This window comes from Paraburkholderia sp. EG286B (assembly GCF_040965655.1).
Classification (GTDB): Bacteria; Pseudomonadota; Gammaproteobacteria; order Burkholderiales; family Burkholderiaceae; genus Paraburkholderia.
Map to the genome: position 1 here is coordinate 125,939 of NZ_JBFRCF010000021.1, position 24,921 is coordinate 150,859.

A 24,921-nucleotide genomic window follows, 5' to 3' on the forward strand; every position below is an offset into this window, starting at 1 on the left:
CTTAAACTTCGCGCGCGACGAGCGGTTGCAAGAGCTTCGACGGCAGCTTGAATTCGACTTTTTCTTCACGGCCCGCCATCGTCGACACCTCGACAGGCCCCAACGCGCGCAGCGCGTCAATGACGTTCTCAACCATTTCTTCGGGCGCCGATGCGCCGGCCGTGATGCCGACCGTTTGCACATTGGCGAACCATTCGGCCTTCACTTCCGAGCCGTCGGCGACGAGGTAGCTCGGCACCCCCGTCTCGCTGCCGATCTCGCGCAGACGATTCGAGTTCGAGCTGTTCGTCGCGCCGACGACGAGTAGAACCTCCACCTGATCCGACAGTTCGCGCACCGCTGCCTGGCGGTTCTGCGTCGCGTAGCAGATGTCGCGCGTGTCCGGGCCGACGATGTCGGAGAACCGCGCGAGCAGCGCGTCGATGATGCCGCGCGTGTCGTCCACCGAAAGGGTGGTTTGCGTCACGTACGCGAGCGGGGCATCGAGCGGCAGATCGAGCTTCGAAACATCGGCTTCGCTCTGCACGAGCAGCACGGTGCCGGGAATCTGGCCGATCGTGCCTTCCACTTCAGGGTGGCCGGCGTGCCCGATCAGGATCAGCGTGCGGCCCGCCGCGACGTACTGGCGGCCCTGCACATGAACCTTCGTGACGAGCGGGCAGGTGGCGTCGAGCACGTCGAGGTCGCGTTCCTCGGCGGCGCGTTCCACGGTCTTGGCCACGCCGTGAGCGCTGAAAATCGCCACGGCGCCTTCCGGCACTTCGTCGAGCTCTTCCACGAAACGCGCGCCCTTGTTGCGCAGGTTTTCGACCACGTGACGGTTGTGGACGATTTCATGGCGCACGTAGACCGGCGCGCCGTGTTTCTGCAGTGCGCGATCGACGATTTCGATAGCGCGGACAACCCCCGCGCAAAAGCCGCGGGGTTGGGCAAGGATCACTCGCATAGGGTGGCGAACTCCGACTGCCGCACAAAACGAGCAAGTCGGTAAAAATGACCTGATCGCCGGCGGCTGTCTATTATTAAAGATGCAAAAATCCGCCAAAGGGGTGACGGAGTAAAAACCAGACGCGCATTTTAACCCCTTCGCCTTTCGTTTGCTGTGTGGACCACGCGCGGGTGCGGCGTGCGCGCGACGGTGCAGTCCGGTCAGCGCCCCAATTTATCTCGAAAAGCCCGCTGCGTGGCGCTCCCACGGCCTGCGCAACTCGCGCCGCGCACGCGGCGCAGCACGGCGCCGGGAGCCGGCGTCCGGGCGTTGCGCGGTGCAACATACTCCGGGAACCCTTAAAATGTGGCGTCCCGCGGGTCGCCTGGATGGCGCCCGGGGATACGCCCCCATTCTGGACGCCTTGATGGAACCCGACCACTACGACGATTTTCCGGTAGCGCGCGTACTGCTGCCGAAGGCGCTGCGCGCGCCTGTCGGCGTGATCTACCACGTCGCGCGCACGCTCGACGACATCGCGGACGAAGGCGACTGGAGCCCCGGGCAACGCCACACGCGCCTCGCCGACTTTCGCGAAGGCCTGAACGCCGTGGCCGAAGGCCGCCCCGCGCGCGTGCACCCCATGCTGTTCGCGCAGCTCACGGACGTGGTGCGCGAGTGCCGCCTGCCGCTCGCACCGTTTTACGACCTCGTCGCGGCGTTCGATCAGGATATCGACACGACGCGCTATGCCGACCGCTTCGAGCTGCTGGACTTTTGCCGGCGCTCGGCGAACCCGGTCGGCCATCTGATGCTGCATCTGATCCACGCGGCGACGCCCGAGAATCTGGCCGATTCCGACGCGATCTGCACCGCCTTGCAGCTCGTCAGCTTCTTGCAGGACGTGAGCGCCGACTGGGCGCGCGGCCGCATTTACCTGCCGCTCGCCGACCGCGAGCGCTTTGGCGTGACCGAAGCGCAAATTGCCGCCGGCAGGGTGGACGACGCCTGGCGCGCGCTGATGGCGCACGAGGTGGCGCGCGCGCGGGCGCTGATGGTGAGCGGTGCGCCGCTCGCGCTGCGCGTGCCGGGGCGCTTCGGCCTCGAGCTGTGCAGCGTCGTGCATGGCGGACTGCGCGTGCTCGAAATCATCGAGCGCGGCGGCTACGATGTGTTCCGCGCGCGGCCTGCGCTGCGCGCACCCGACTGGGCCGTGGTGCTTCTGCGCACGGCGGCCATGTGGCTGTCGCGCCGCGTGGGCGTGCGCGCCTCTTCGATCGAGAGTAACAACGCATGACTACGACCATTCTGTTTGCCGTCTCCTGTCTCTCGCTGCTGATCTGGCTCGTGCTGCTGTTCGGGCGCGGCGGTTTCTGGCGCGCGCGCCCGGCCGCGCCGCTGCCGATCGTCGAGCCCGCGGCCGGCTGGCCTGCCGCGTGCGCCGTGGTGCCGGCGCGCAACGAAGCCGATGCGATCGGCGAGGCCGTGACCTCGCTGCTCCAGCAGGACTACGGCGGCGAGTTTCACGTGATCGTGATCGACGACCACAGCACCGACGGCACCGCGGAAGCCGCGCGCGCCGCCGCGCTCGCGCTGCAGTGCCCGGAAAAGCTCAGCGTGATTACGGCCAAGCCGCTGCCGGCGGGCTGGTCGGGCAAGGTGTGGGCGCAGTCGCAGGGCATCGAGGCGGTGCGCACGCTCAAGCTGCCCGCCGACTACCTGCTCCTCACCGACGCCGACATCGGCCATCCGCCCGAAGCGCTCGCGCAGCTCGTCGTGCGCGCCCAGGCCGAAGGCCGCGACCTCGTCTCGCTGATGGTGCGGCTGCGCTGCGATTCCTTCTGGGAAAAGGCGCTGATCCCGGCGTTCGTGTTCTTCTTCGCGAAGCTCTATCCGTTCTCGTGGGTCAACAACCCGAAGAACCGCACGGCGGCCGCGGCCGGCGGCTGCATGCTGGTGCGCCGCCAGGCGCTCGAAGAGGCGGGCGGTATCGAGTCGATCCGGGCCGAGCTGATCGACGACTGCAGCCTCGCCGCGCGCATCAAGCATCGCGGCGAAGGGCATCACCCGATCCGTCTCGACGTCGCCGCGAAGAGCGTGTCGCTGCGCCCGTACGATTCGTGGAAGGACATCTGGAACATGATCGCGCGCACGGCGTTCACGCAACTGCACTACTCGGCGTGGCAGCTCGCGGGCACGCTGCTCGGCATGACGATCATCTATCTCGCGCCGCCCGTGGTCGCGCTCGTGCTCGGGCCGCACGGCTGGCCCGCGTGGCTCGCCTGGGCGCTGATGTGCTGCGCCTACTCGCCCATGCTCGCCTACTACCGGCGCTCGCCGCTGTGGGCGCCGTTCCTGCCGCTCGTCGCGCTGTTCTACGTGGGCGCGACGTTCGCATCGGCGTGGCGCTTCTGGCGCGGCAAGGGCGGTCAGTGGAAGGCGCGCGTGCAGGCGCCGGTTCAGGGGCGTTGAGGCGCTTCTCGCGAGAAGCAGCCAATGAAAAAAGCCGTCGGTTTCGACGGCTTTTTTGTTTTGACGGTGTCTGCTCGCGCGTCAGCGTTGCGTGAGCATCATGTACATCTGCACGACGATGTCGGGCGAGAACGTAAACGGCACCCAGCCGTGGCCCGTGTGGCGCAGCACCAGCAGGCGGTCGCCGTTCGATTGTTTCTGCACGGCCATCATCGGATTCTTCGTCGATGCGAAGCGCCAGCCTTGCGGAATGCCGGGCGGCGGTTCGGGCTGCATCGAGGCGCGCGCGTTCGACAGCTCCTCGATCATCTGGCCGACTTGCAGCGCGTTGAGCGTCACCGTCTGGCCGCCAATCGTCAGCGTGATCTCGTTTTGCGACGGACGCGCCACGTGCAATTCGGGCTGCGCAGGCGCAGCGTTGGCCGCAACGGCCGCGGGTTCGATGGCTTCGGCAGTGTCGGTCACGGTTGCATTGGCGGCTTCAACGGGTTCTGCGGCGGCGGCATCGGCAGCCTCCGCGGCCGTCTCGACGGCAACGGTGTGCGGCTGCTCAGCGACGGCTTGCTCCGCTTCGCTGCTTGCAACGGGAGTGTCCTGCTGGGGCACTGCGGCGGCGCGTTCATCGGCGCGCGGTGCATGCGCGGCGGCGGCGGCCTGAAGGAGCTGATCGACGCCCGCTTCGAGCACGCCAATCTGGTCTTGAAGATTCATGCGAGCTTCTCAGGTAAGACCGGGGATTTTACCCGCAGCTCGCGTGCATTGCCCTTCAGGCGTTGTACGCATGTCGCAAGAAAAGTTGTAACAGTTTCCTCAGCTGCCCTCATCGGGCGTTCAGATAGCCGGCCTCGCGGAACCACGCGAGCGCGTCTTTGAGGCCCTCGCGATACGGCCGCGCGCGATAACCCAGCTCGCGTTCCGCCTTCGCGGACGTGAAATACATCTTGTTTTTCGACATCTTGAGCGCATCGACGGTCACGAACGGCTCGCGCTTCGTGAAGCGCGCCACGGCTTCCGCGCCCATCGCAAGCGGATAGAGCGGCCAGCGCGGCAGCGCGATCGTGGGCGGCTTGCGGCCCACCATGCCGGCGATGTCGGTGAGCATCTGCTGCAGCGGCAGATTCTCGCCGCCGAGGATGTAGCGCTCGCCGATGCGTCCGCGTTCCAGCGCGAGGAAGTGGCCGTTCGCCACGTCGTCCACGTGCGCGAGGTTCAGGCCGGTATCGACGAACGCGGGAATCTTGCCGGTGGCCGCTTCCACGATGATGCGGCCCGTGGGCGTGGGCTTCACGTCGCGCGGGCCGATCGGCGTGGACGGATTGACGATCACGGCGGGCAGGCCGTCGCGCTCGATCATGCGTTCCACGGCGCGCTCGGACAGCACCTTGCTGCGCTTGTACACGCCGATGGCCTGCTCGGGCGTGAGCGGCGAGGTTTCGTCGGCGGAGTTGCCCGAACTCGTGACCTTGAGCGTGGCCACGCTGCTCGTGTAGACGATGCGCTCCACGCCCGCGTCGAGCGCCGCGCGCATGGTGGCTTCGGCGCCTTCGAGGTTGGCGCGCTCGATCTCGTGCGGATCGGGCGCCCACAGCCGGTAGTCGGCGGCCACGTGGAACAGGTAGCGCACACCGTCGAGCGCACGGCGCATCGAGGCGGCGTCGCGCATGTCGCCGGTGACGATCTCGGCGTCGAGCGCTTCGAGGTTCTTGCGCGGGCTCGTCGCGCGCACCAGCAGGCGCACGGCATAGCCCTTTTCCTGCGCGATGCGGGCGACGGCCGAGCCGACGAAGCCGGACGCGCCGGTGATCAGCACGAGATCGCGGTTGGCTCGGGAGGTGTCGGTCATTGCAGGGTCGTTTCCATGTTCGGTATTGGCGCGGCGGCGTGGCACGGATTGTACGTGGCGCGAGCCCGGCGCGTGCGCGCGTTGGCGTCTACAATGCCGACCGTAAAGCCTGCATGGAGAAACGAATAATGAGCGAACCGGATCTGGATACGCGCCTCGAAACGTACTACGTGCGCGTGCACGGGACGGTGCAGGGCGTGGGTTTTCGTCACGCGACGGTGCGCCAGGCGCACGCGCTGCGCATTCGCGGCTACGTCGCGAACATGGAGGACGGCTCGGTCGAAGCCGTGATCCAGGGCACGGCGAACCAGGTGGACCGCATGCTGTCGTGGCTGCGTCACGGGCCGCCGGCCGCGCGCGTCAGTTCGGTGGAAAGCGAGGAACGCCTGACCGAAAAGCGTTACGAGCGCTTCGAGCAGCATTGAGCATCGCCCGATAAAAAAGCGGTGCGCCAGGCAACTGGCGCACCGCTTTTTCGTTTCGGACGCCGCTTACTTCACGGCCAGCAGGCTCTCCGCGAATCCCCAGTCCTTTTCGACCCACTGACGCGTGCATTCGAAGCCCGCGTCGGCGGCGATCGCCGGGATTTCGTCGGCGTGGTACTTGTGGCTGCTCTCGGTCCAGATCGTCTCGCCTGCGCCGATCTCGACCGTGAGATTCGCCGAGCGCACCTCGGCGTGCACGTCGCGCTTCGCGCGCAGATGCATCTCGATGCTGCGCACGTCCGGATTGAAGCGCGCGACGTGCTCGAAGTCGTGCAGGTCGAAGTCGGCGTCCAGCTCGCGGTTGATGCGCGACAGCAGGTTCAGGTTGAACGCGGCCGTGGCGCCGATGGCGTCGTCGTAGGCGGCGATCAGCGTGTCCACGGGCTTCACGAGGTCGGTGCCGAGCAGCAGCGTGTCGCCGGGGCGCAGCATCGCGCGGATGTCACGCAGGAAGCGCGTGGCCGCGAGGCGCGCGAAGTTGCCGATCGTGCTGCCGAGAAAGAGCACGAGCAGTTGTTCGCCCTCTTTGCGCTGGCGGCTCACTTCGGAAAGTCCGGCGAGATAGTCGCGCTCGTAGCCGACGATCGAAATGCGCTCGATGTCGGCGAGTTCGCGCCGGCACAGCTGCAGCGCGGTGCGCGAGATCTCGATCGGGCAGTACGACGTGGGGCGCTTGCGGCAGAGCGCTTCGAGAATGCGGCGCGTCTTGCGGCCGCTGCCGCTGCCGAGCTCGGCGACTTTGACGTCGGAGGGCAGCGCCTCGACGATCTCGGACGCGTAGCGCGTGAGCAGACGCTCCTCGCTGCGCGTGACGCCATATTCGGGCAGCACGGTGATGACCTCGAAGAGGGCCGAGCCGACTTCGTCATACAAATATTTCGACGGCAGTTCCTTTTGCGGCGAGCGCGTCAACCCGGCGCGCACTTCAGCGGCGAAGGTGCTGGCGGCGGGCGAAAGGGCGAATGCACCGGCGGGGTCGGCAACGGCGGGGCGGGGCGCAGAAGATGGCATGCGGGCTCCAGGGGGCGTTGGACGTTGGGGACGGCGTCGTGAATCGCGGCGGCGGGCGTTGGCGTGGCGCTCCGGGATAAGCCGGGCACGGCTCCAGCGGCCCCGGTGAAATCTCGCTCGTCGAAGCGAATTCCAGCCGCGAATTCCAGCCGCGAATGGCAGCCGGTTAAGGCGACGGCGGGCTGGCGTGGCGAGACTTACGTTCTAGTCCATCGTGGCGTGATCTGCCGGACAAAATCGCTCGGCCTGCACCAGGGCGCAGGGCGCGCACGGCATGTGCCCGCCTTGTCCGGCGTGGGTTTGCGCCGCCTGCGGCCGCCCAAACGCGACTAGAATGCGGTCTCGCCGACGCTTTCGCCGGCCCGCGCCTTATTCAATAGCCAATTCAAATGACAACCTTTTTACCCGCGCGTGCGAAATCTACGCACCGCGCCGCTCGCAATCCCGCCGTTCTCGCTTTCCGTCCCCGCACATCGCGATGAACCAGTACGAACCCGGGCGCGGCATTGCGCTTTCCGTGGGCGCTTCGGCGCTGTTCGCGCTGATGTCGGCCTATACGCTCCTGCTCGCCCCGCTCGGCGGCCTCGATATTTTCGCGTGGCGCGTGATCTGGACCGCGCCCGGCGCGCTGGCCCTGCTGGTGCTGCGCAAGCGCGCGCCGCAATTGGGCGCGCTCGTCGTGCGTATGGTGAAGGAGCCGCGCACCGCGCTCGCCCTGGTGACGAGCGCCGCGCTGCTGGGCTCGCAGCTGTGGGTGTTTCTGTGGGCGCCGCTGCACGGGCGCATGCTGGAAGTGTCGCTAGGCTATTTCCTGCTGCCGCTCATCATGGTGCTGGTGGGGCGCTTTTACTATCACGAGCGCCTCGAACCGCTGCAATGGCTCGCCGTGGCGTGCGCCGCCGTCGGCGTGGCGCACGAGCTGTGGGCGACGCACGCGTTCTCGTGGCCCACGCTGCTCGTGGCGTTCGGCTATCCGCCGTACTTCGTGCTGCGCCGCAAGATTCACGCGGATTCGCTCGTCACCTTCGCCGTGGAGATGCTGCTGCTCGTGCCGGTGGCGGTGATCGAAGTGCGTGCGGGTGGCTCGCTCGCGCTGCTCGACGCGCACAAGTTCCTCGCCTTCGTGCTGTTGCCCGGACTCGGCGTGCTCAGCACCGTCGCGCTCGCGTCGTACCTGAAGGCGAGCCGGCTGCTGCCGATGGCGCTGTTCGGCATCCTCGGCTATGTCGAGCCGGTGCTGCTCGTGATCGTTTCGGTGACGCTGCTCGGGGAGCGCCTGGGCATGCGCCAGCTCGGGACTTACGTGCCGATCTGGCTGGCCGTCGCGCTCACGGCGGTGCACGCGGCGCGGCTCGTGCGGTTCGAACGCTGAGGAGCTTGCAACGGCCGCTTACTGCCGCGCTGCCTGGGCGCGTGGCGGATGGATGCGCGTAGGGCCCACCTTCGCCTCGATCGCCGCCCGCAGCGCCGGGCGCCAGCCGAGGCTGAAGAGCGCTTCGGCGAGCACGAAGAGCGGGCCGATCATGAGGCCGATGAGATCGTCGACGAAGGCCGGCTTGCGATGCTCCCACGCGATATGCCCGACGAACTGGAAGATCCAGCCAACGACGAACAGCCCCACGCCGCCGCCCAGCCACGCGGCGGTGCCTTGCTGCGCGAGCCAGGCGCCGAAAGCCACGCACGCGACGGAAACGAGCGCCATCATGAGGCCGAGCGGCACGTCCAGCACGAGGTAGTAGAGCGTCGCGGCGCCGAACAGGAGCCACGCGGGCGAGACCGGAACCGGCAGCCCGAGCGCGATCACCGGGCGCGACAGCAGCACCGCGAGGGCGAGCACGATGAGCGGAATGCCGACGAAATGGGTGCCGATGTTGCGCGCGTCGCGGTGATAGGCCGCGTACTGGGTGAGTTGCTCGGTCAGGTTTCTCATGGGTGTCTCTCTGTCTCCAAAATCATTATGATCGTCGGGCTGACGAGCGCAAACCTTCGGCTAGCCGACAATTGCGCCGCTTTGTGACTCGCCTGGCCCCGCTCACCCTGTCCCGATGCCTTCACGTTCCGTCCCGCCCATCACCGCCAGTTCGCCGTCCGTCGCCGCGCTCGAGCGCAGCGCGTGGTTTCGCGGCGCGCCCGAACCGTTGCGCGAGGCGTTGCGCGCGGCGGGGCGCGTGCGCACGCTGCAGGCGGGCGAACGCCTCTTCATGCGCGGCGACGCCGACGACGGTCTCTACTGCGTGCTGGAAGGCGCGGTGCGCGTGGGGGCGGCGAGCGTCGCGGGCCGCGAGGCGCTGCTCGCCGTGGTCGGGCCAGCGCACTGGTTCGGTGAGATCGCGCTCTTCGACGGCGGCGCGCGCACGCACGACGCCTACGCCGAGCGCGATTCCACGCTCTTTCACGTGCCGCGCGCGGCGCTCGTGGCGCTGCTCGAGGCAACGCCGGCGTACTGGCACGCGTTTGGCCTGCTGCTCGCGCAAAAACTGCGTCTCGCGTTCGACGCGATCGAGGAAAGCGCGCTGCTGGGCGCTTCCGCGCGCGTGGCGCGCCGGTTGCTGCTGCTCTCGAACGAGTACGGCGAGGCGGCCGGCACGCAAGGCGGGCCGCGCGCGCGCCGCGTGATCAACGTGCCGCAGGAGGATCTCGCGCTGATGCTCGCGCTCTCGCGCCAAACGGTGAACCAGATCCTTCGCCAGTTCGAGCGCGAGGGGTGGCTCGCGTTACGCTACGGCGAAATCGAAATCGTCGATGCCGCGGGTCTGGCGTCGAACGCGCAATGACGCTGATGCTTCGGCATCCATGCACGTCCATATCGATACATGTTGATGCATTACGTCAACATCAAAGAGCGCGCCTGGGCCGCGTTGCAGCAGAATCGCGTTTGCGCCGACAATGACGCCCGTTCGACGCGCCCAGCCGCGTCGCTTTTCCCATCCACGCCAGGCCCATACCGCTTCATGAACGACCACGTCGTCGCCGCATTCGACTTTGATGGCACCATCACCACGTCCGACAGCTTTCGCGCGTTCATGCTCGACGCCGCCGGGCCCGTCCGCTTCGCCGCCGCCGCGCTGCGCTGTTTGCCGTCGCTCATCGGCGTTCCGCTCGGCTGGTCGCCGCGCGGGCCCACTAAGGCGCGTTTCCTGTACGCCGCGATGGGAGCCGTGCGGCGCGAGGTGCTCGAAGCTGCCGCGCAGCGCTTTGTCGAGCGCCGTCTCCCCGCGCTGCTGCGCCCCGAGATGCTCGCGCGCGTGGCCGAACACCAGGCGCTCGGACATGAGGTCGTGCTCGTGAGCGCGTCGCCGTCGATCTATCTGCGCATGTGGGCGAAGACGGTCGGCATCGGCACCGTGCTTTCGAGCGAGTTCGAATGGCGCGACGGCCTATACACGGGCCATCTGGCGGGCAACAACTGCTGGGGGCCGGAGAAGGTCGCGCGGCTGCGTGCGTGGTGGGGGGCGAACGCGCCCGCCACACTCTACGCTTACGGCGACAGCCGTGGCGACAAGGAAATGGCCGAGTTGGCGCAGTACGCGTGGATACGCGGCGAGTCGGCGCTGCCGCCGCTCGCGGCGGCGGGCGGCTTCGGCGCGGCGTGAATGGTGCGACGCGCTGCAGCGGCGCGAGATCGACGCTAATCTACGGCAGCTAACCAGACCGAAGAGAGGAGACAGCCCCGATGAACGGACAATGGACTCAGGTGAAGTCGCACGACGGCGGTGAATTCCGCGCCTACACGGCGCTGCCGCCCGAGGGCAGCGGCCCCGGCCTCGTGCTGCTGCAGGAGATCTTCGGCGTGAACGGCTACATGCGCGCGCTCGCCGACCGCTATGCCGAGGAAGGCTACGTCGTGATGGTGCCGGACCTGTTCTGGCGTCTGGAGCCGAACGTCGATCTTGGCTACGAAGGCGCCGACGCGCAGAAGGCGTTCTCGCTCTACGAGCGCTTCGACGTCGATCTCGCGATGCAGGACGTGGCGCAAACGCTCGGCGCGCTGCGCGCGCATCCGCAACATCGCGGCAAGGTCGGCGTGGTGGGTTTCTGCCTGGGCGGCAAGCTCGCGTACCTGAGCGCGACGCGCACCGATGTCGATTGCGCAATCGGCTATTACGCCGTGGGCCTCGAAAACGATCTGGACGAAGCCGCGCGCATCACGTGCCCCCTGATGCTGCACTTCGGCGCCGACGACGCCCACTGCGACGCCGCAACACGCGAGCGCATCGCGCAGGCGCTGGCGGGTAAGCCTGGCGTCGAGCTGTACACGTACCCGGGCTGCGATCACGCGTTCGCTTCGTCTTCCCGCTCGACGTACGACAAGCCGGCCACGATGATGGCCTACTCGCGCACGCTCGCCATGCTGCGCCGGGTGCTTGGCCCGATCTACGACTTCAACGCCCTGTGGGAAGAGCACTGCTATCACGAGTTCGTGGCGCGCAACCCGAGCGACGTGATGCCGACCATGGTCGCGCAGCCCTATGTCAACCACATTCCGACGATGACGGGCGGCGTGGGCCACGACGAGCTCAAGCGCTTCTACACGCACCACTTCGTGCATTCGAACCCGGAGGACACACGTCTGATCCCGATTTCGCGCACGATCGGCTCGGACCGCGTGGTGGACGAGTTCATCTTCTGCTGCACGCACGACCGCGAGATCGACTGGCTGCTGCCGGGCCTCGCGCCCACGGGGAAATACTTCGAAGTGCCGATGCTTGCCGTGATCTGCTTTCGCGGCAACAAGCTCTATAACGAGCACATCTACTGGGATCAGGCTTCGGTGCTCGCGCAGATCGGCGCGATCGATCCCACCGGCCTGCCGATCGCGGGCGCACAGAGCGCGAAGAAGCTGCTCGACGAAACGCTGCCCTCGAACACGCTCATGGCGCGCGCCTGGAGCGAGAGCGAAGGCAAGCCGTTCTAACGCGCCTGTTTCGCGCGCGCCCGATCAGTTGAACGGATTGTCGACGACGCCGGGCTTCTGGTCCGGCTCGTCGGCGACCTTCGCGGGCAGGTGCGGGTCGGCCTCCAGTGTCTTCACGACGTCGTCGAGCGCCGCCTTCAGCGCCAGCGCGGCGGCGAGCCCGCGCTTGTCGCGCGTGAGTTCCAGCGTGCCGGCGAGCGTCACGCGCGTCGTGCCGTTCGTGAGCGTGAGCGCGTCGCCTTGCACGTTGAGCACGTCGTTGTCGTTTGCATATGCGTCGAACACTTTGTGATCCTCCTTATGCGTAATGGGGGGCGCGCCTACCAGCCCCATTTGCTCACGGCAAAGCCGTGGCCATTGAACGAAACTTTTTCCTTCGCCGCGACATTCGCTGGAATTCCGGGGAATGAAATGCCGCTCTGCGCTTCGATATCGCGCACCGAGCGCACGTCGTAACGGTCGACAGCCGTATTGTCCGCGACGATCGCGAACGCGAGCTGCTGCGAGGGCACGTACACGACCTTGAAGATCTGCGTCGGCACGAGCACGCGCGTCGCGCCGATCGTCTGGAGTTGGGCGCCCGTGAACAGCGGGCCGGTCACGACATAGGCTTCGCCATACTTCGACGCGAGCTTGCGCACGGCGCTTTCGATATGGGCCCAAAGGGCCCCCCCTCAGCCACTATACTTGTTCCAAAGAATCAGATGGTTACGGATACCGCTATACTGCGGCGAATATACTGCCCCTATCGTCACATTTCGCGCAACGCGGCCACTGCTTGCATGAAGCCTGGCGGAAAAATCGAAACTCCAAGTTCATCTGCGAGTGAGCCGTCCTCATTTATTGTCCACCCGTTCTCCAAAAAGCGGTTCGGGTCGAGAGCTCGCCGTAGAGTTGCAAGATGATGTAGGGATAGTTGCGTCCCTTCATTTGCCGGGCCTTGGTTGGGAGCTTGGGGCTCATGTTTTTCTCTAAATTCCGAACTTCGAATCGACTTAAATGCAGACTTAAGCTCGCTATTTTGATTCTGAAGAACCTTGTTTTGCGCTAATAGATGCTCCACAAAAGTACGAACTTGAATATCAGTTATTGATGTGAAGTCTAAATTCGGCGCGATAGCTCGTCTTTTTTTCTGCCTTTGGGAGTCGAGTCCATTCTGAAATGACTTGATGAGTCTCAAATAGTCAGGGTCGTTCCTCAACGACTGCGTTTTAATCCCGCCTTCGCGTTGGAGGCGTCGACCCACCGATGCAGTTGTAAGACTATCTCCCTCTCGCTCTAAAATGCGCAAGACCTCAAAGAGCCTTTTGAGCTCTATCTGTTTTCTATCGGAGGAGCGCGTAAGTAGCTCATTTAAAATTCCGCTTGCAAAGTGGTCGTCGCTCGATGAAGTGATGCGTGATTTTGCCATCCGAATATCTCGACTATAATCCAATGCGTAGCGGCATATTTTCAAGTGTATTGTTCGAGATTTCTTGGAGTGCCTTGTCGAAATCGATATCAAGACCGAGGCGTTTAAGAGTAAGGCTGCCTTGGAGCAAGTTGTTCGTCTGTTCCCTTCCTAGGGAGCTAAACAAAAGTTTGCTCATTTGATTGCCGACGATAATCGCAGTAGATTCATCCATATTAAAAAAGCGCGGTTGAAATCCATTGTTGCTAAGCATCGCGTCAAATGCTCTCATGCGTTTCAGATTTGCTGCTTTCGCATCGATGCTATCGAAAAAGACAGAGGACTGGCAAACGCGGTCGGCAAGTTCGAATTCAGTTGATTTCTCAAGTACGGCTTCTATCGTTTTATGCCCTCCCAAGGCGATAAGAGATAACTTATCCTGTTTGCCGACGTCATTTGCGGTTTGTTTTCGGGCAATCGCCAATGATTGGCCGATGAGACGATACGTTGCATGCCACGATAGTGCCAACTCGTCGACGAGCTTTGCACTTTCATCATAGATTCCCGACGCTTGCTCCAGCGAACGTTGCATCCTGGCGCTTATCGGTTGGTGTTCTGTACTTAATCTCGCACACTCGGACTCCAACGATTCGAATTTTGCCTTGTGAATCTGGTAGGTTTTGCTGGCTTCCCTAAGCTGAAAGCCCACCATGTCAAAATGGGAATTGAGACCTTGTAAAAACGCGGGCCCGCTGATAAAGAACCGGCATCGTACGCAGTTACGTGGGCCGCCTGGAACAGGGGCATATCTCACAACTGATGCGATTCTGACAATGACTTCTCCTCCTTCATCACACCGGCCGCAGCCGACCGGACAGATGCCATGGTCTCGGAGAATCCATGCCGCCTTCGGGGCGGAACGGAGCGCTTCTACGGCTGCGAAGTCCGAATGTGCAGTAGCCGAAATCAACGTCGAATGCGCCTGTTCGGTGAGCCATTCCAACCATCTGTCTCTTTCCTGTTTGTCTATTTCAACTTTCGATTGCGTGAGAACGTCGCTGATGTGAGTTGGGGAAACCTTGTCGTAGTGCAACAGCATCGCAACCGTCTCGTGGCTCACGACCTTCATGACGATATGTATGGGGACGCCAGCCGCAAGGTAAGCCGTGATATGAGTGACACGTAAAGTATGGAGGTCAAAAACAGCCTGAAGACTTTTCCCGACTCGCCGCACCAGAACGACGGGCTTGCCCTTTTTGTCGGTTACATTTTCCTCGGCCAAGCGGCGTTCGAGTTCTAGGTTCAATTGGACCCAAAATGTCCTTAACCTCATGTCGGTTACTGGCTGGGATTTCAACCTTGTACTTGCATCCCGAAAAAGAAAGCAGTTGCTTCCCCTGCGAATGAGTTCCGAGTTGCTCTTTCCTCGCGCGATGCCTAGTTGTTGTATCTCCGTCCATGCAGTAGGACGGTGAATCGGATTGTGTTGTGTCTGCCAATCACGCAGGTACGTTAAGGCGTTGAGCGCGGCTTCGTGTTGCCACGGAATGACGTAACCAAAACCCTCGTCGCTATGCAGCGTATCCCTAAGCTTATTGGTGTTGATATAGAGAAACGTGAATTCTTCTCCATCATCCGCGATATGCCTGTGGAAGACGCCACGCCTATCTTCTGTGTTCGCGCTTGCCGCAAGCGGGTTTTCGTTGCGATGCCATGCATTATCGACTCTGTCATACCGAAGATAGTCCGCCTCACCACTATCCAGTACTCTTGCCTGGAACGTTCTGATAGGCAGATAAAGCTTCAATAGGATTGCGACCGCACGTACCGGCGACCATATTTTTCTTTCTTCTCCTGTCTCGATATCTTTATATGTGAGATAGTCACCACCTTTCTTGTTCCAGCGGGGTTCAGCGTATTTGCGCGGCCACGCAAAATCATCTTTGGTAAGAACTTCTATCAACCGGCGAACGAGATAGGTTGGCATGGGTGACCGGGGACTTTCGCCGGCTCGTCGCTTGCGCTTTTCTTTGGCAAGAGGATTGCGGTGGCCTGGCAAAGTTGCTTTAGCGCCGTATTCGTCTTCGTAGACACAAACATTTTCCAGAATCCAATCGTAAATTTTCCGAAGTATCGATTTTGACTTATCGGTTTTAGGGGTGTAGGTGGTCCGTAAGCCGCGTTCCACGTGGAAATACGATACAGGGTCCCTTATTTCATCAGGGTTGGCGATAAGATGGTCGAAAAAACTGTTCCACGTCGAGAAATAATTTAAGCGGTTGCCGTCCTGAGACTGCATCTGCCGCTTGGCTATTTCGACCCATTCCACAAGCGTTGGGTCCTCTTTTAGGACCCAGAGAAAATTTTCGTCAGACCTCGGCGCTTCACGCAAGATTGAGCCATAGTCGGACAAGCCGTGTATAACATTTTTGCCGTGCTCTTCTATTTGAATGGAAATAATATCGGAAATGGTACTGGGGCGAACTTTGCTAGAGCAATAAGTCGAGAAATAGTCGCTGCAGACATTTGGCGTCAAGTCACCAAATTCCAGCACGTTGGAGCGAGATAAAAGAAGCAATGAAAAAGTCCGAACCCGTGCATAACTGGTCGTGTCCTGAAATTGCCTCTGCTGGAATTGGCCCTGCAATTCCTGTGCGACGGGGCCCCACGGCAGATTCTTCGCAATGCTAATGGGGAAAATCCCACCCTCTGCTTGCGGGAATACGATGCAGTTTTCGCGCCAAAAATGAATGAACAGGTCTCTAATCCGGGCTCCTTCATATCCCGCTGATTTGTTTTCGTTGCGAAAAGCAATGAGTTCTTCTACATGCGCTGTGAATGAGGCGCGACTGTCGATACTCAGGAATTTTTCTCCAAGCGCCTCCACCATATTGCTATGCCTACTAAATCCATTGTTTTTACGCAAATCTACAAGAAAATTTGATACGGAAACGTGAAGATTCTCAATTGAGAACGATGGAGGGATTAAAAAACCGCTTCCCTCGTTAACTACGATTTCCCGGTTCGTCAGATAGGATTTTTCGACTCGAAAATCAGTGTAGTGTACAGTCGGCTGGTTCATGATAAATTATTTTGAGAATGTGGAAAAATCAAGGCCTTCTGCTGCGTCGGGTATTCCTCGCATAGCGTTATCGACTTCCGCTAACGTGGGGCCGGTGTAGACCTCCTGAGAGGTTGGGGATGCGTGGTGCATCGCCACCATAAGAATTTTGTTGCTAAGCCCGCATTCACGCCCATACTGACCGTAGTTGTGTCGATGACCGTGCGGCGTCGTGCCCAGACCTTTGGATGGAGTCAAACCGATTTTTCTAACTGCCTTTCTGTGAATTCGTCTAAACGCTTCGGGATTCATCGGTTGCCCGTCTTTGGTCACAAAGAGGAAGGGATGACTCAGGTTCATCGAGCGAACGTGTAGTAAATAGATTCGATACAAAACGAGAAACAGTTTGCTGGCGCGTTTCGAATTCCAATGAACGCGAAATCCGTTTTGTTCATGTTCGGTGAGCAATGGGTTCTTCCATCCGACATGGCGCTTCCCAGTCAGAAAAGTGAGTGGAGAAAGGTTAAATCGAGTCCTCAAATAGGCTGCACGGGTCATCTTTTGCTTTCCTCCAGTGATGGGGTCCGCTGCCTCTATAATTCCATCGGACGGGTCGAGGACTATTACGATTGAGGATTTACTATCAATATCAACGAATACATCGCAGACCCATATTTGAAAGACTTCTGATATTCGAAGCCCTCCAAAATGAAGTAAGAGCGTCACAAGGATGTCTCGAATATTGAATCTTTTCCAAATTGGTTCAAAGCGTGAGACCCCAGAGGTTGCATATCCTGCCGACAGTAGTTGCGCGAGTCTATCTTTCGGAAATGCGGGTGGGTCTTTGAGAATTTTGGATTGGTTGCGTGGAAATGATGAGCGACGCGTGAACTTTGATTTTTCCTTCGCGTTGGAGCTGTTCGACAAATGGCCAAGTAGAGCGGTTGCTTTTTTTGTATTCCATCGTCGCCAAAATGTGATTTGTTCTGTTAGGCTGGCAGCTCGCACGACGGGATTAATGTTCGTGCCATTGTGAATTTCGGTTAGCCAATCACTTAGTTCACAAACACATCGGAGGAGTTTGGTTGCTCGCCTGCGACTGCGGTGGAACCACCACAGGCCGCTAGGGTCCGTGCCGTCGCGAACTGTGCCATTCCAGACAGCTCCAGCAAATGCGTGAAAGAAATCCGACCGCTTGATTACGTCGACAAACTCATTTCCCCTTGCAAACATAAAATCTATAAGCATGCCAATCGCTTGGGCATATGCTTTCTCCGTTTCAAGTTCCAGACACTTTTCTTTAAAAAAATTCCATATTGTCCAGATAAATTGACCGCGAACGATTAGCAGATATTCAAAGCGACCGATTCTGTCATCATCTTGGATGATGACCCATGTGTGATTATGTCCGTGGATAGAATTCATCACTAAATTTCGCCGCGCCTGAGGTGTTGAAAGTTTCGATGACTTCGCATATTGCGTAGAGTTGCTGAAAGCACCGATTCTCTTGCGCGATGTGGTAAAATATTTTGCCGTCTTCTATGAAAAATCCGACTTCTATCTTTTTAGATAGCATCTATCTAAAAAGATAGGCAAATTTATCCGGTGGGATTGGTTTGAGATGACTGGAATGAAATTTCTGCTGGCAAAAAACATACCACCTGAGAAGAACTGTTGGGTTTCTCATACAGTTGCCAGATTTCTGTTGTCCGCTCGGCCTTACACTGGGCGTCCCGGCGCAGTTTTGGTGTCAAAGAAGGCTCGGGTTGCTCGTTCCGCTTCTGAAAGGAACTTCGGTTCGCGGTGAGGGAGAGTGAGCGGCGTCGCGACAACGTTTAAGGCCTGTGGGCTTTCTATTGTTAAGCGCTAGAGAGGATGCCTTTTGTTAAGAGGCAATTGCTTAGGCGGAACTATCAGAAAGACGCCACTTCAAATCCACTCTCGTGCAACTTCAGAACCAGCGTTAGGCCTGCTGTCTGAAGGCATGTGGTGTGTGTACAGGAAAGTTGTGAACAAGAAAGAAGTCGCGGGCGGCAGGTGGACGATTTCATGTCGAGCAATCACAACGAAAGCCCGACCCCGGTGGGCCGCCACTGTTTGAAATCATGTGGTATGCGGCGCTTGACAACATTTCACGAGAAATCGCTCGCCACCTACCTCGACGAACATGAACTCGGCCATGCACTAGCCCTATCTGTTGCCACAATCGGCCTGTGCGCAATACGGCGACCTTGGCTCCTTCAGCAGCGTGCTCGCTTGTACGGCCGTAAGCTGCTTCGTTGCGTCAGGACGTCGTCGACAAGTGGCTGCTTGGTCGGCTTTGATGGCTTTGATGCATGGGGAGTCTGGGAGGCATGCATTTATGCACCCTGCCCAAAAATTGGATTGCTACTTCGCTTTCCTTTGACGTCTTGCCGCCACTGTCTCGGCGAGAGCCTTTTCAGGGCGCCCAGCTTTTAAGTTCGTCACTTCTCCTGGCGACTTGAAAAATAGCTCCGCCAGTTCGACGTTCAGTGCATCCGCAAGCAACGCAAGGGTGTCCAAGGTTAGATTGGCGACCTCGCGCTCGACCTGACTTATGTGTGTCCGGTGCAGACCAGAGATGTCCGCGAACCGCTCTTGCGAGAGGCCCTTTGCGTGTCGAATGCGCTTTAGATTTGCCGACAAGAGGTGTCGTGCAGACTTTTGTGGGGCAGTGAGGTCGTCGGCCATGGCGAGAGCATCGCCTATCGAGACCTAAATATCCACAGAGTGTAAATCCACAGTTTGAAAATCCACAGAGTATACATCTCATATTTTTTCGCCTAAACTTGCGACATGCCCAAGGAGAGTGTGTGGATGGACCGCCGACGAAGTCGATGCGTCGCGCTTCGTTGTCGCCATTCGACGCAACTGCTGGGGGCTCGTTGGCTGGCACCCTCCGTGCGAAAGACTCCTTTTCAATGCCATTGATGGAGCCACCTTGGTCTATGTTTTTTTCTGCGTGAGCGGCGCAATTGGCCCGTTGAACCTAGATTTCTCGCTTCCAAAGCGGGAGGGTGCGATGGCAAATATGCGCAGACTTGAGTCGGACGTTTTGCTTTTGGCAGAGACGCTGCTTAACTACTCTGGTGTCGTCATCGTCGTCGGGAACGCGTGGCCTTTTCATTACAGCCTGGACTCCCTGCGACAAGCATTCGCTACATTGGGGCAGCGAGTCGTAAATTTCGTCAATACGCTGTCTGACACGCAAGAGGAAGCCATACTTGATTTCATGAAGAACCGTTCCGACTCGTTCGTCATCTTGGCGTCGTCTGAGTTCGAGTTCTCCGACATTACTTCATCGCGCCGCGTGAGTATCAACCCCGAAGTTGGGTTCGACGAGGCGGCGCGGAGAGCCTTAGCGAAGCAGCTTCAAGAATTCGGCGAACTTGCCACGCGCCCTTTGTCAGACGACGAAATGTTGAGAGCGACAGTCGGCGCCTATGCGTTACGACGTGCTAGGCAACTCATCTCGCCAATGCGAGCACGCAACGATAGGCAGTTCCAACGGAGACTCCGTTCGCTTGTTGGAGAAAATTGAAGAAGTGCCGAGAGGGATTGTTGTGCAACTGAACGTACTACGTTGAGGATTGCTATGGGAAACCGGGCGACTGATGCATTCGCTGACATGAGTTCACACGGCCCCACCATCGAGCCCGGAGAGACCGACGCCGAATCGGACGTGTTGGTGATTATTCTTGCGCTGGGTCAGCGCGCAATTGAGGCTGGCGACTACCGTGACATAAGTGATTTCCTTGCCGAGATGGCTGAGGAATATCACAGCTAACGTGGTGAAACCTTCAGTGTACCGAAAGCGAGCGGAGGAGACCTTGAGAGTCTCTGAACTTATAGAAAAACTGGTGACGGCCGACCCAGACAGTGTTGTTCTCTTTCTCGACTCGTATGCTGATGTAGAAGAGTCGGACGAAATTTGCGAAGTCCTGGTGAGTGCGAGCTTGTGGACACACGAGAAAGGTGTGCGTGATGGTGAAAGCTATGAAAAGCGATATCCATATGGCCCCCGGTTATCCGATGGCGAGGGCCATGAGTTGATAAGTCAGTCAGTCGAGCGTGTTGTCGTATTGTCAAACGGGCCAACGAATCTCCGATACGTTACGCCGTTCCAGCCAAACAAGCGTTAGCAGGTGCTCATCGACCGTGCGCTAGACAGTCATCGTTGGGCGCAGGCGTTCGGTCGTAATGCACTATCGCGATTGGTCAGCTAGTGGAGCAGCGAAAATCGATTCGGTCCAGTGAAGGTAGTCGTGCTCAGCGTAAAAGACGAGGATTTTTGGTGGTTTCCAAATACCGTAGCGGCAATGCCTCTACCTGTCCTGAGAGACCGTGTTGTAGGCGCGACGTACGAAGGTTGTGCGTTTAACGAAATGCTGTGGCCGCTGCTTTTGCGGCGTGAACAAGCGCTGGACTATGTTGCTCGCCATTCCCTAACGAATTGGCTTGCCATCGACGACCGAGTCGACGGATTCGAGTCCTGCCGTCACCGACTCGTGAGTTGTCAAACAGAGGTCGGCCTAGGCGACCTTGCAGTCATCGAACTGTTTCGCCAGCGTTTGCGACTGTCCTTCTGAGACGTACCCATACATGACGCAAGTGAATAAACCGGACGAGGTCGAGGAGCTCTCGCTTGATGCCGCCGCGCGACTACTGGGCGTTCCGCGCATAGTCGTCAGGAAGCTCGTTGAGGACAACGTGCTCCCGAGTCGCATCGTCAAGACAGGTTGCCGACAGATACGACGGATACCGACGGTGGCCGTACAGGCGTATCGAGAGAAAATACGTGCAATACACAAAGCGGGGCTGCGTCGACTCATGGACATCGGGGCGTGCGGGCCTCTACGACGCAGAGAATGAGGACCTCCCGAAGCACATGTAGTCTGTGGGCGAGAAGGACTCAAGAGTGGTCTATTTATCTCCGCTCACGAGAAAGGCCGCGCGTGCTGGTGAAAAAGCGCGGTGCCGCCCGGGGAGCCGGGTCCCACCTGGAGTGGGAGTTCTGTAGTTACAGATAGAGAGTCCAGCGCTACGGCGGCCAGCGTTTGCTGGTCGCCGGTCTCATTCGCATCTTACGCACAGCAACACTAACGTGCGCGGCCTGACAGGATGACTATGCCTACCCTCAACGATGAAAGAGTTCAATCGATGGAACAGACGGAACAAGGTGGCATTACTGGGCAGCCCGCGACCGTAACACAGCGAAGTATGTTGCCCGTTAGAGTCTCAGATGGCGCTTTTTTCCATGTGCGCTACGAAGGAAAGACTGGCGATGCCTCCAAGAGCGAGAACGCCTTTATTGCACACACCCTCGACAGCGTTCTAACTTTGCTGGCGACAGCGAACTGCGATACGCCCGCTGTGTATCTCTGTTCAAAGAGAGTAGGTGGAGACATCGCGGTTCGGCGCGTAACAGCTGTCAGTGAGCTTCCGGACACAGACATGCATCCTTTTTTTCGAGGACGGGCACGGTGTGCTTTGGGATGAGAGCAAGCATCTCGGGGCCATCAGCACTTACGTCGACGTAGATTCACCGTTGAGCCTGAATCAATTGGCCAACATTGCCGCGCGTGTGGCTAGCACCAGCAACGCTGAATGCGAGCCCAATGATGCGCGTCAAGACGGAGGCTGATTTTCAGCTGCTGGCATGAATGGGGAAGCGACAGTGGGGAAGGTGGAGTTGAGTCGACAGGTCGTATTTCTCGATTTTGACGGTGTCCTTCACAGGCTCGGCGCCGTTAGAACGAGGAAAGGCATTACCAGTACCTCTCCGTCCATTCGGCTTTTCGAATTTGCCCCGATTCTTATGGACTGTCTTGCCCCCTACGACAGTGTAGAAATTGTTCTGTCCACGTCGTGGGTACATCATTTGGGCTACCAGCGAGCGAAGAACGCGTTGCCTATGGCGCTCAGCGAGCGCGTAGTCGGCGCAACGTTTCACTCGAAGTATTTCGACGCTGGGACATGGGCGTCCAAGCCCCGTGGGGCTCAGGTTCTGCGCTATGTCCAGACACATCGGCTCATGAGGTGGCTCGCAATCGACGACGAAATTCTTGGTTTTGGTGACCATGTTTCTCACGTCGTCAGGTGCGATGAAAATTTGGGGTTGGGCGACGCGAAGACTCAGGTGGTGCTCTGCACTCGACTCGCAGAGCAGTTCGGATGACAAAATTTAAGGCCGGAAGACAAATGCGACGTGTGCTCTTTCTTGATATCGATGGAGTGCTTCATCGGGGTATCGCTCGGCGTTCTGGAAACCGAGTGATGAGCAGTGCGCCTAACATCAAGCTGTTTGAATATGCCGCTGTGCTTGATGACTTGCTAAGTCCATATCCTGACGTCGAGATTGTCCTCTCAAGTGACTGGTCGATGGTCTTCGGGACGGAGTTGACGCGCAACGCAATTCCGTCTCCAAGTCTACAGAGCCGCATCGTAGGCGCGACGTTCGATGGTTGCACACTCAATCCGCTTGTTTGGCCGGTGCTTACGCGTGGTGCGCAGGTCCTCGACTACGTCGGAAGGAATGAACCGCTGAGATGGTTGGCTGTTGACGACCGTGCGGACGGGTTCGAAGCGCATCGGCAGAGGCTCGTGCAATGTCAAACCGACGTGGGTTTAGGAGACTCTGCGGTCGTCGAGCGATTCCGCGAGCGTCTACAGCAATGCTTCACGGATGCACCAAATTATGGTTCCGAGGACTGACACGCATACGAAAGCTAGGATGCGTCGCGAAAGCACTAGCTCCGAATCTGAGGCAAAACTGGGTCGACGGGTTGGGAAGCAACTTTCCAAAGCAATTGACCACGGTCTTGCTCTTATCGTAGGAGAGCTGACTCCGCGCCGCTACGTAGAGTGGATGACGACATCGGGCGCCGAGATTGGTCGAGCGCTCAAGCAAGCCATTCTAGACGAACAGTTTGAGCAACGACGAAAGGCTAGGTCAAGGGCTGGTTCGTAGTTGGGAACAACGTTGAAGGAGAAAGAGTGTCTATCTACTGGCGTCAAGGTGAGCAGGGCGCTGAAATTGTGTGGCTCGGCGAGATTGCTTACGCCGGGCATTGCCTTGCTTTCGGCGGCGAGACACTTCCGCGCATAGCGGCTGTGTGTCGTCTTATTTAGATAAAGTGCGATAGTGGTTCTAAGCCAAACCAAAATACGCGGCACTTAGCGCAGCGTATTTCGTCTGGTCTATGCTTCGTATAGTCCTGTAGGTCACCTAATGTGCCCTCGTTTACCTCTTCGGGGTTTAGTGCTTTGACGTCAAACGTCAGGGCTGTTCGACTGCTCATATTTTGTAGACCTCGGATTGATAAAATTATGGGGCGTGGGATATAGCTTGCACGCGTGCGTAATCTGACGGCAGCAACGATTCGGCTCGTAGGAGCGATGCATTACTGCGTTCCCGAATGGGTCGCCGTCAGGGGATTGGTCTGGTTGCAGTAATTAGAGGGAGACGAGTAGGCTTTTTCTCGCCAGGAATTGATTCGCCTTGGCGTCGTATTCGGCTTGATAGCCTTGACGAGCCAGAGCCAAATCGACACCCTCGGTATGAATCAAGCAAGCGCTCGACTTTGAGCCGGCGGAGAAATGAGCGGCGATAACCTCGTTAACCGCTCCCGAGCTGAAGGCCTCAATTGCCTGGCAAGTAAAAATATCCGACGATTGAACAGGTTTCACGGAGCGAAGTAGCGTGGTTCGGTTGATTTTTTGCGTCACGGGGATAACAAAAAGGTGCGTCTTTTCGCGGCTCAACGCTACTGAAACCGACCCGTTGGTGTTCCAGCTGTCAATGGCGTTCCGGACGGCAGAGTCCGCAGGGTCGGCCAGCCACGACAGAATTGCATCACCAAGTTGAATTACGAATAGCAGCATTGGCGTACGAGGACCATCAATAACCAACGTGGCAAACCTCGAGCGGCGCGCGTTGGTGCAGCTCAGTGGGTCGAAGTCGATGGACTGTTCAAGAACAGACCCGCGAAATCGTGGGTCGGCGGGACCATATTCAGCTGCAGGCAGGAGGAGTCCCAGCGGGACCTGTGAGGACGGATTCAGTTGGATGATATTAGTCACTTTTAGATAATCTCTTTTGCTGTTCGGAAGGCGTGAGGTGAGATTATCTATGTGAGATGTATAAATCAAGGTTTAAAATCGAAAATTACTTAATATATGATGTTAATCTAAATGATTAAACTTATTCAAATAGAAATTTGAATATTTAAATGAGGAAATGATTTCGTAGAATTGGCATCGATTCCTCGTGACACTTCGCGCCGCTATGGCGCGGCACTAGAAACGGCCGCATTGACTGTCTTGGCACGAACGACCATGTGCAACATCTGGTGAAACATTGCGACGAGAGAAGCTCGCAGTTTGGCCAGAGCATGGTGTGACGTGGTCAGAGCTGCGGACTGGCCGCAGGTTCCGTGAGAGTCAAGTGGGCCTACGGCCTCGTTGTTTTCGCGGTTTCGCCGCTCCAAGTTGTGGGTCGGATACATCGAACACCACAACCTCGGTCTTGCTCGCGATATCGGCAGGCAAATCCGCCTCTAGCATCGCCTCCATTTGTGCGGCCGTCTCAGGCCCATCCGTGCCGTCAGGGCGCGAAGGAGTCTTATTCGGCGAGTTCCCGAACCAGAAAACCAAATAGATTCCATGGTGTCGATGGCGGTCTAAATCCGCGCAAATCTGGCGGCGTCACATAGAGGCGGCGTGACGCGAGAGCAAAAAAGAACTCGCGGAAATGACCAACGCATCGTGACCGGGGCTTGTTGATGCAGGGCACG

23 protein-coding genes and 1 pseudogene are annotated in these 24,921 nt (G+C 59.2%); 12 read left to right on the forward strand and 12 right to left on the reverse strand.

The genetic code is table 11. The features are described from left to right. Nucleotide 1: 1 nt before the first annotated feature. A complete protein-coding gene (gene ispH, locus AB4Y42_RS34100) occupies nt 2–946 on the reverse strand; it encodes a 4-hydroxy-3-methylbut-2-enyl diphosphate reductase (RefSeq protein WP_254353571.1) in 945 nt (314 codons plus the stop codon). Nucleotides 947–1,355: 409 nt separating this feature from the next. Between ispH and hpnC the strand changes: the two genes are divergently transcribed. Together hpnC and AB4Y42_RS34110 are read left to right on the forward strand one after the other, a co-directional pair. Further along, nucleotides 1,356–2,225, forward strand: a complete 870-nt coding sequence (gene hpnC / locus AB4Y42_RS34105; protein WP_368688678.1) for a squalene synthase HpnC — start codon at nt 1,356–1,358, stop codon at nt 2,223–2,225. Further along, complete coding sequence (locus AB4Y42_RS34110; protein WP_368688677.1) at nt 2,222–3,400, forward strand: glycosyltransferase; 1,179 nt, start codon at nt 2,222–2,224, stop codon at nt 3,398–3,400. The genes hpnC and AB4Y42_RS34110 overlap by 4 nt, the downstream gene beginning before the upstream one ends. A gap of 81 nt (nt 3,401–3,481) precedes the next feature. On the opposite strand, the gene AB4Y42_RS34115 is transcribed toward AB4Y42_RS34110, so the two are convergent. Beyond that, a complete protein-coding gene (locus tag AB4Y42_RS34115) occupies nt 3,482–4,111 on the reverse strand; it encodes a hypothetical protein (protein WP_368688676.1) in 630 nt (209 codons plus the stop codon). A gap of 109 nt (nt 4,112–4,220) precedes the next feature. Beyond that, on the reverse strand, nt 4,221–5,243 hold the full coding sequence (gene hpnA, locus AB4Y42_RS34120) for a hopanoid-associated sugar epimerase (protein WP_368688675.1): 1,023 nt from the start codon (nt 5,241–5,243) through the stop codon (nt 4,221–4,223). 128 nt (nt 5,244–5,371) lie between these two features. On the opposite strand from hpnA, the gene AB4Y42_RS34125 reads away from it, so the two are divergent. After that, complete coding sequence (locus AB4Y42_RS34125) at nt 5,372–5,668, forward strand: acylphosphatase (RefSeq protein WP_069261571.1); 297 nt, start codon at nt 5,372–5,374, stop codon at nt 5,666–5,668. 66 nt (nt 5,669–5,734) lie between these two features. Here AB4Y42_RS34125 and egtD read toward each other — a convergent pair whose 3' ends face one another. Next, nucleotides 5,735–6,739 (reverse strand): L-histidine N(alpha)-methyltransferase, encoded by a 1,005-nt coding sequence (gene egtD, locus AB4Y42_RS34130; RefSeq protein ID WP_368688674.1) that lies wholly within the window; start codon nt 6,737–6,739, stop codon nt 5,735–5,737. Nucleotides 6,740–7,217: 478 nt separating this feature from the next. Here egtD and rarD point away from each other — a divergent pair, with 478 nt between their 5' ends. Further along, entirely contained in the window at nt 7,218–8,111 is an 894-nt protein-coding gene (gene rarD / locus AB4Y42_RS34135; RefSeq protein ID WP_368696598.1) for an EamA family transporter RarD, read from the forward strand. An 18-nt stretch (nt 8,112–8,129) separates the two neighbouring features. Here the strand turns inward: rarD and AB4Y42_RS34140 are convergent, their stop codons facing one another. Then, nucleotides 8,130–8,669, reverse strand: coding sequence for a DUF962 domain-containing protein (locus tag AB4Y42_RS34140; RefSeq protein ID WP_368696599.1), 540 nt, complete (start codon nt 8,667–8,669; stop codon nt 8,130–8,132). A gap of 139 nt (nt 8,670–8,808) precedes the next feature. Between AB4Y42_RS34140 and AB4Y42_RS34145 the strand changes: the two genes are divergently transcribed. The 3 genes from AB4Y42_RS34145 to AB4Y42_RS34155 all read left to right on the forward strand — a co-directional run bounded on the left by AB4Y42_RS34145 (nt 8,809) and on the right by AB4Y42_RS34155 (nt 11,654). Beyond that, on the forward strand, nt 8,809–9,513 hold the full coding sequence (locus AB4Y42_RS34145) for a Crp/Fnr family transcriptional regulator (RefSeq protein ID WP_368696618.1): 705 nt from the start codon (nt 8,809–8,811) through the stop codon (nt 9,511–9,513). Nucleotides 9,514–9,690: 177 nt separating this feature from the next. Continuing rightward, nucleotides 9,691–10,332 (forward strand): HAD family hydrolase, encoded by a 642-nt coding sequence (locus tag AB4Y42_RS34150; RefSeq protein ID WP_368696600.1) that lies wholly within the window; start codon nt 9,691–9,693, stop codon nt 10,330–10,332. Between the two features lie 80 nt (nt 10,333–10,412). Further along, nucleotides 10,413–11,654 carry a dienelactone hydrolase family protein gene (locus tag AB4Y42_RS34155; RefSeq protein ID WP_368696601.1) on the forward strand — a complete coding sequence of 414 codons (1,242 nt, stop codon included), beginning with the start codon at nt 10,413–10,415 and terminating at the stop codon, nt 11,652–11,654. A 24-nt stretch (nt 11,655–11,678) separates the two neighbouring features. On the opposite strand, the gene AB4Y42_RS34160 is transcribed toward AB4Y42_RS34155, so the two are convergent. The 6 genes and pseudogenes from AB4Y42_RS34160 to AB4Y42_RS34185 form a co-directional block, all read right to left on the reverse strand. Continuing rightward, complete coding sequence (locus tag AB4Y42_RS34160; protein WP_368688669.1) at nt 11,679–11,939, reverse strand: hypothetical protein; 261 nt, start codon at nt 11,937–11,939, stop codon at nt 11,679–11,681. 35 nt (nt 11,940–11,974) lie between these two features. Next, nucleotides 11,975–12,319 (reverse strand): annotated as a pseudogene (locus tag AB4Y42_RS34165) (DNA/RNA non-specific endonuclease); the annotation flags it as partial. 86 nt (nt 12,320–12,405) lie between these two features. Then, nucleotides 12,406–13,065, reverse strand: a complete 660-nt coding sequence (gene gmtX / locus AB4Y42_RS34170) for a gamma-mobile-trio protein GmtX (RefSeq protein ID WP_368696602.1) — start codon at nt 13,063–13,065, stop codon at nt 12,406–12,408. A gap of 13 nt (nt 13,066–13,078) precedes the next feature. Then, nucleotides 13,079–16,126: a VPA1269 family protein gene (locus AB4Y42_RS34175; protein ID WP_368696603.1), complete on the reverse strand. Its 3,048-nt coding sequence runs from the start codon at nt 16,124–16,126 to the stop codon at nt 13,079–13,081. 6 nt (nt 16,127–16,132) lie between these two features. Beyond that, a complete protein-coding gene (gmtY, locus tag AB4Y42_RS34180; protein ID WP_368696604.1) occupies nt 16,133–17,530 on the reverse strand; it encodes a gamma-mobile-trio recombinase GmtY in 1,398 nt (465 codons plus the stop codon). 963 nt (nt 17,531–18,493) lie between these two features. Next, nucleotides 18,494–18,817: a helix-turn-helix domain-containing protein gene (locus tag AB4Y42_RS34185; protein WP_368696605.1), complete on the reverse strand. Its 324-nt coding sequence runs from the start codon at nt 18,815–18,817 to the stop codon at nt 18,494–18,496. A 250-nt stretch (nt 18,818–19,067) separates the two neighbouring features. On the opposite strand from AB4Y42_RS34185, the gene AB4Y42_RS34190 reads away from it, so the two are divergent. The 5 genes from AB4Y42_RS34190 (at nt 19,068) to AB4Y42_RS34210 (ending at nt 22,840) form a co-directional block, all read left to right on the forward strand. After that, the gene (locus tag AB4Y42_RS34190) at nt 19,068–19,667 is read left to right on the forward strand and encodes a hypothetical protein (RefSeq protein ID WP_368696606.1); all 600 of its coding nucleotides are present in this window, start codon (nt 19,068–19,070) and stop codon (nt 19,665–19,667) included. Nucleotides 19,668–19,754: 87 nt separating this feature from the next. Beyond that, nucleotides 19,755–19,913 (forward strand): hypothetical protein, encoded by a 159-nt coding sequence (locus AB4Y42_RS34195; RefSeq protein ID WP_368696607.1) that lies wholly within the window; start codon nt 19,755–19,757, stop codon nt 19,911–19,913. A 478-nt stretch (nt 19,914–20,391) separates the two neighbouring features. Then, the gene (locus AB4Y42_RS34200; RefSeq protein ID WP_368696619.1) at nt 20,392–20,715 is read left to right on the forward strand and encodes an HAD domain-containing protein; all 324 of its coding nucleotides are present in this window, start codon (nt 20,392–20,394) and stop codon (nt 20,713–20,715) included. Between the two features lie 1,070 nt (nt 20,716–21,785). Further along, nucleotides 21,786–22,304: an HAD domain-containing protein gene (locus AB4Y42_RS34205; RefSeq protein WP_368696608.1), complete on the forward strand. Its 519-nt coding sequence runs from the start codon at nt 21,786–21,788 to the stop codon at nt 22,302–22,304. A gap of 23 nt (nt 22,305–22,327) precedes the next feature. Further along, on the forward strand, nt 22,328–22,840 hold the full coding sequence (locus tag AB4Y42_RS34210) for an HAD domain-containing protein (RefSeq protein ID WP_368696609.1): 513 nt from the start codon (nt 22,328–22,330) through the stop codon (nt 22,838–22,840). 741 nt (nt 22,841–23,581) lie between these two features. On the opposite strand, the gene AB4Y42_RS34215 is transcribed toward AB4Y42_RS34210, so the two are convergent. Then, complete coding sequence (locus AB4Y42_RS34215) at nt 23,582–24,208, reverse strand: hypothetical protein (protein ID WP_368696610.1); 627 nt, start codon at nt 24,206–24,208, stop codon at nt 23,582–23,584. Nucleotides 24,209–24,921: the final 713 nt, after the last annotated feature.

Coding starts and splice junctions, on each gene's coding strand:
- ispH (WP_254353571.1), bottom strand. CDS start 946: ATGCGAGTGATCCTTGCCCAACCCCGCGGCTTTTGCGCGGGGGTTGTC.
- hpnC (WP_368688678.1), top strand. CDS start 1,356: ATGGAACCCGACCACTACGACGATTTTCCGGTAGCGCGCGTACTGCTG.
- AB4Y42_RS34110 (WP_368688677.1), top strand. CDS start 2,222: ATGACTACGACCATTCTGTTTGCCGTCTCCTGTCTCTCGCTGCTGATC.
- AB4Y42_RS34115 (WP_368688676.1), bottom strand. CDS start 4,111: ATGAATCTTCAAGACCAGATTGGCGTGCTCGAAGCGGGCGTCGATCAG.
- hpnA (WP_368688675.1), bottom strand. CDS start 5,243: ATGACCGACACCTCCCGAGCCAACCGCGATCTCGTGCTGATCACCGGC.
- AB4Y42_RS34125 (WP_069261571.1), top strand. CDS start 5,372: ATGAGCGAACCGGATCTGGATACGCGCCTCGAAACGTACTACGTGCGC.
- egtD (WP_368688674.1), bottom strand. CDS start 6,739: ATGCCATCTTCTGCGCCCCGCCCCGCCGTTGCCGACCCCGCCGGTGCA.
- rarD (WP_368696598.1), top strand. CDS start 7,218: ATGAACCAGTACGAACCCGGGCGCGGCATTGCGCTTTCCGTGGGCGCT.
- AB4Y42_RS34140 (WP_368696599.1), bottom strand. CDS start 8,669: ATGAGAAACCTGACCGAGCAACTCACCCAGTACGCGGCCTATCACCGC.
- AB4Y42_RS34150 (WP_368696600.1), top strand. CDS start 9,691: ATGAACGACCACGTCGTCGCCGCATTCGACTTTGATGGCACCATCACC.
- AB4Y42_RS34155 (WP_368696601.1), top strand. CDS start 10,413: ATGAACGGACAATGGACTCAGGTGAAGTCGCACGACGGCGGTGAATTC.
- gmtX (WP_368696602.1), bottom strand. CDS start 13,065: ATGGCAAAATCACGCATCACTTCATCGAGCGACGACCACTTTGCAAGC.
- AB4Y42_RS34175 (WP_368696603.1), bottom strand. CDS start 16,126: ATGAACCAGCCGACTGTACACTACACTGATTTTCGAGTCGAAAAATCC.
- gmtY (WP_368696604.1), bottom strand. CDS start 17,530: ATGAATTCTATCCACGGACATAATCACACATGGGTCATCATCCAAGAT.
- AB4Y42_RS34185 (WP_368696605.1), bottom strand. CDS start 18,817: ATGGCCGACGACCTCACTGCCCCACAAAAGTCTGCACGACACCTCTTG.
- AB4Y42_RS34195 (WP_368696607.1), top strand. CDS start 19,755: ATGAGTTCACACGGCCCCACCATCGAGCCCGGAGAGACCGACGCCGAA.
- AB4Y42_RS34205 (WP_368696608.1), top strand. CDS start 21,786: ATGAATGGGGAAGCGACAGTGGGGAAGGTGGAGTTGAGTCGACAGGTC.
- AB4Y42_RS34210 (WP_368696609.1), top strand. CDS start 22,328: ATGCGACGTGTGCTCTTTCTTGATATCGATGGAGTGCTTCATCGGGGT.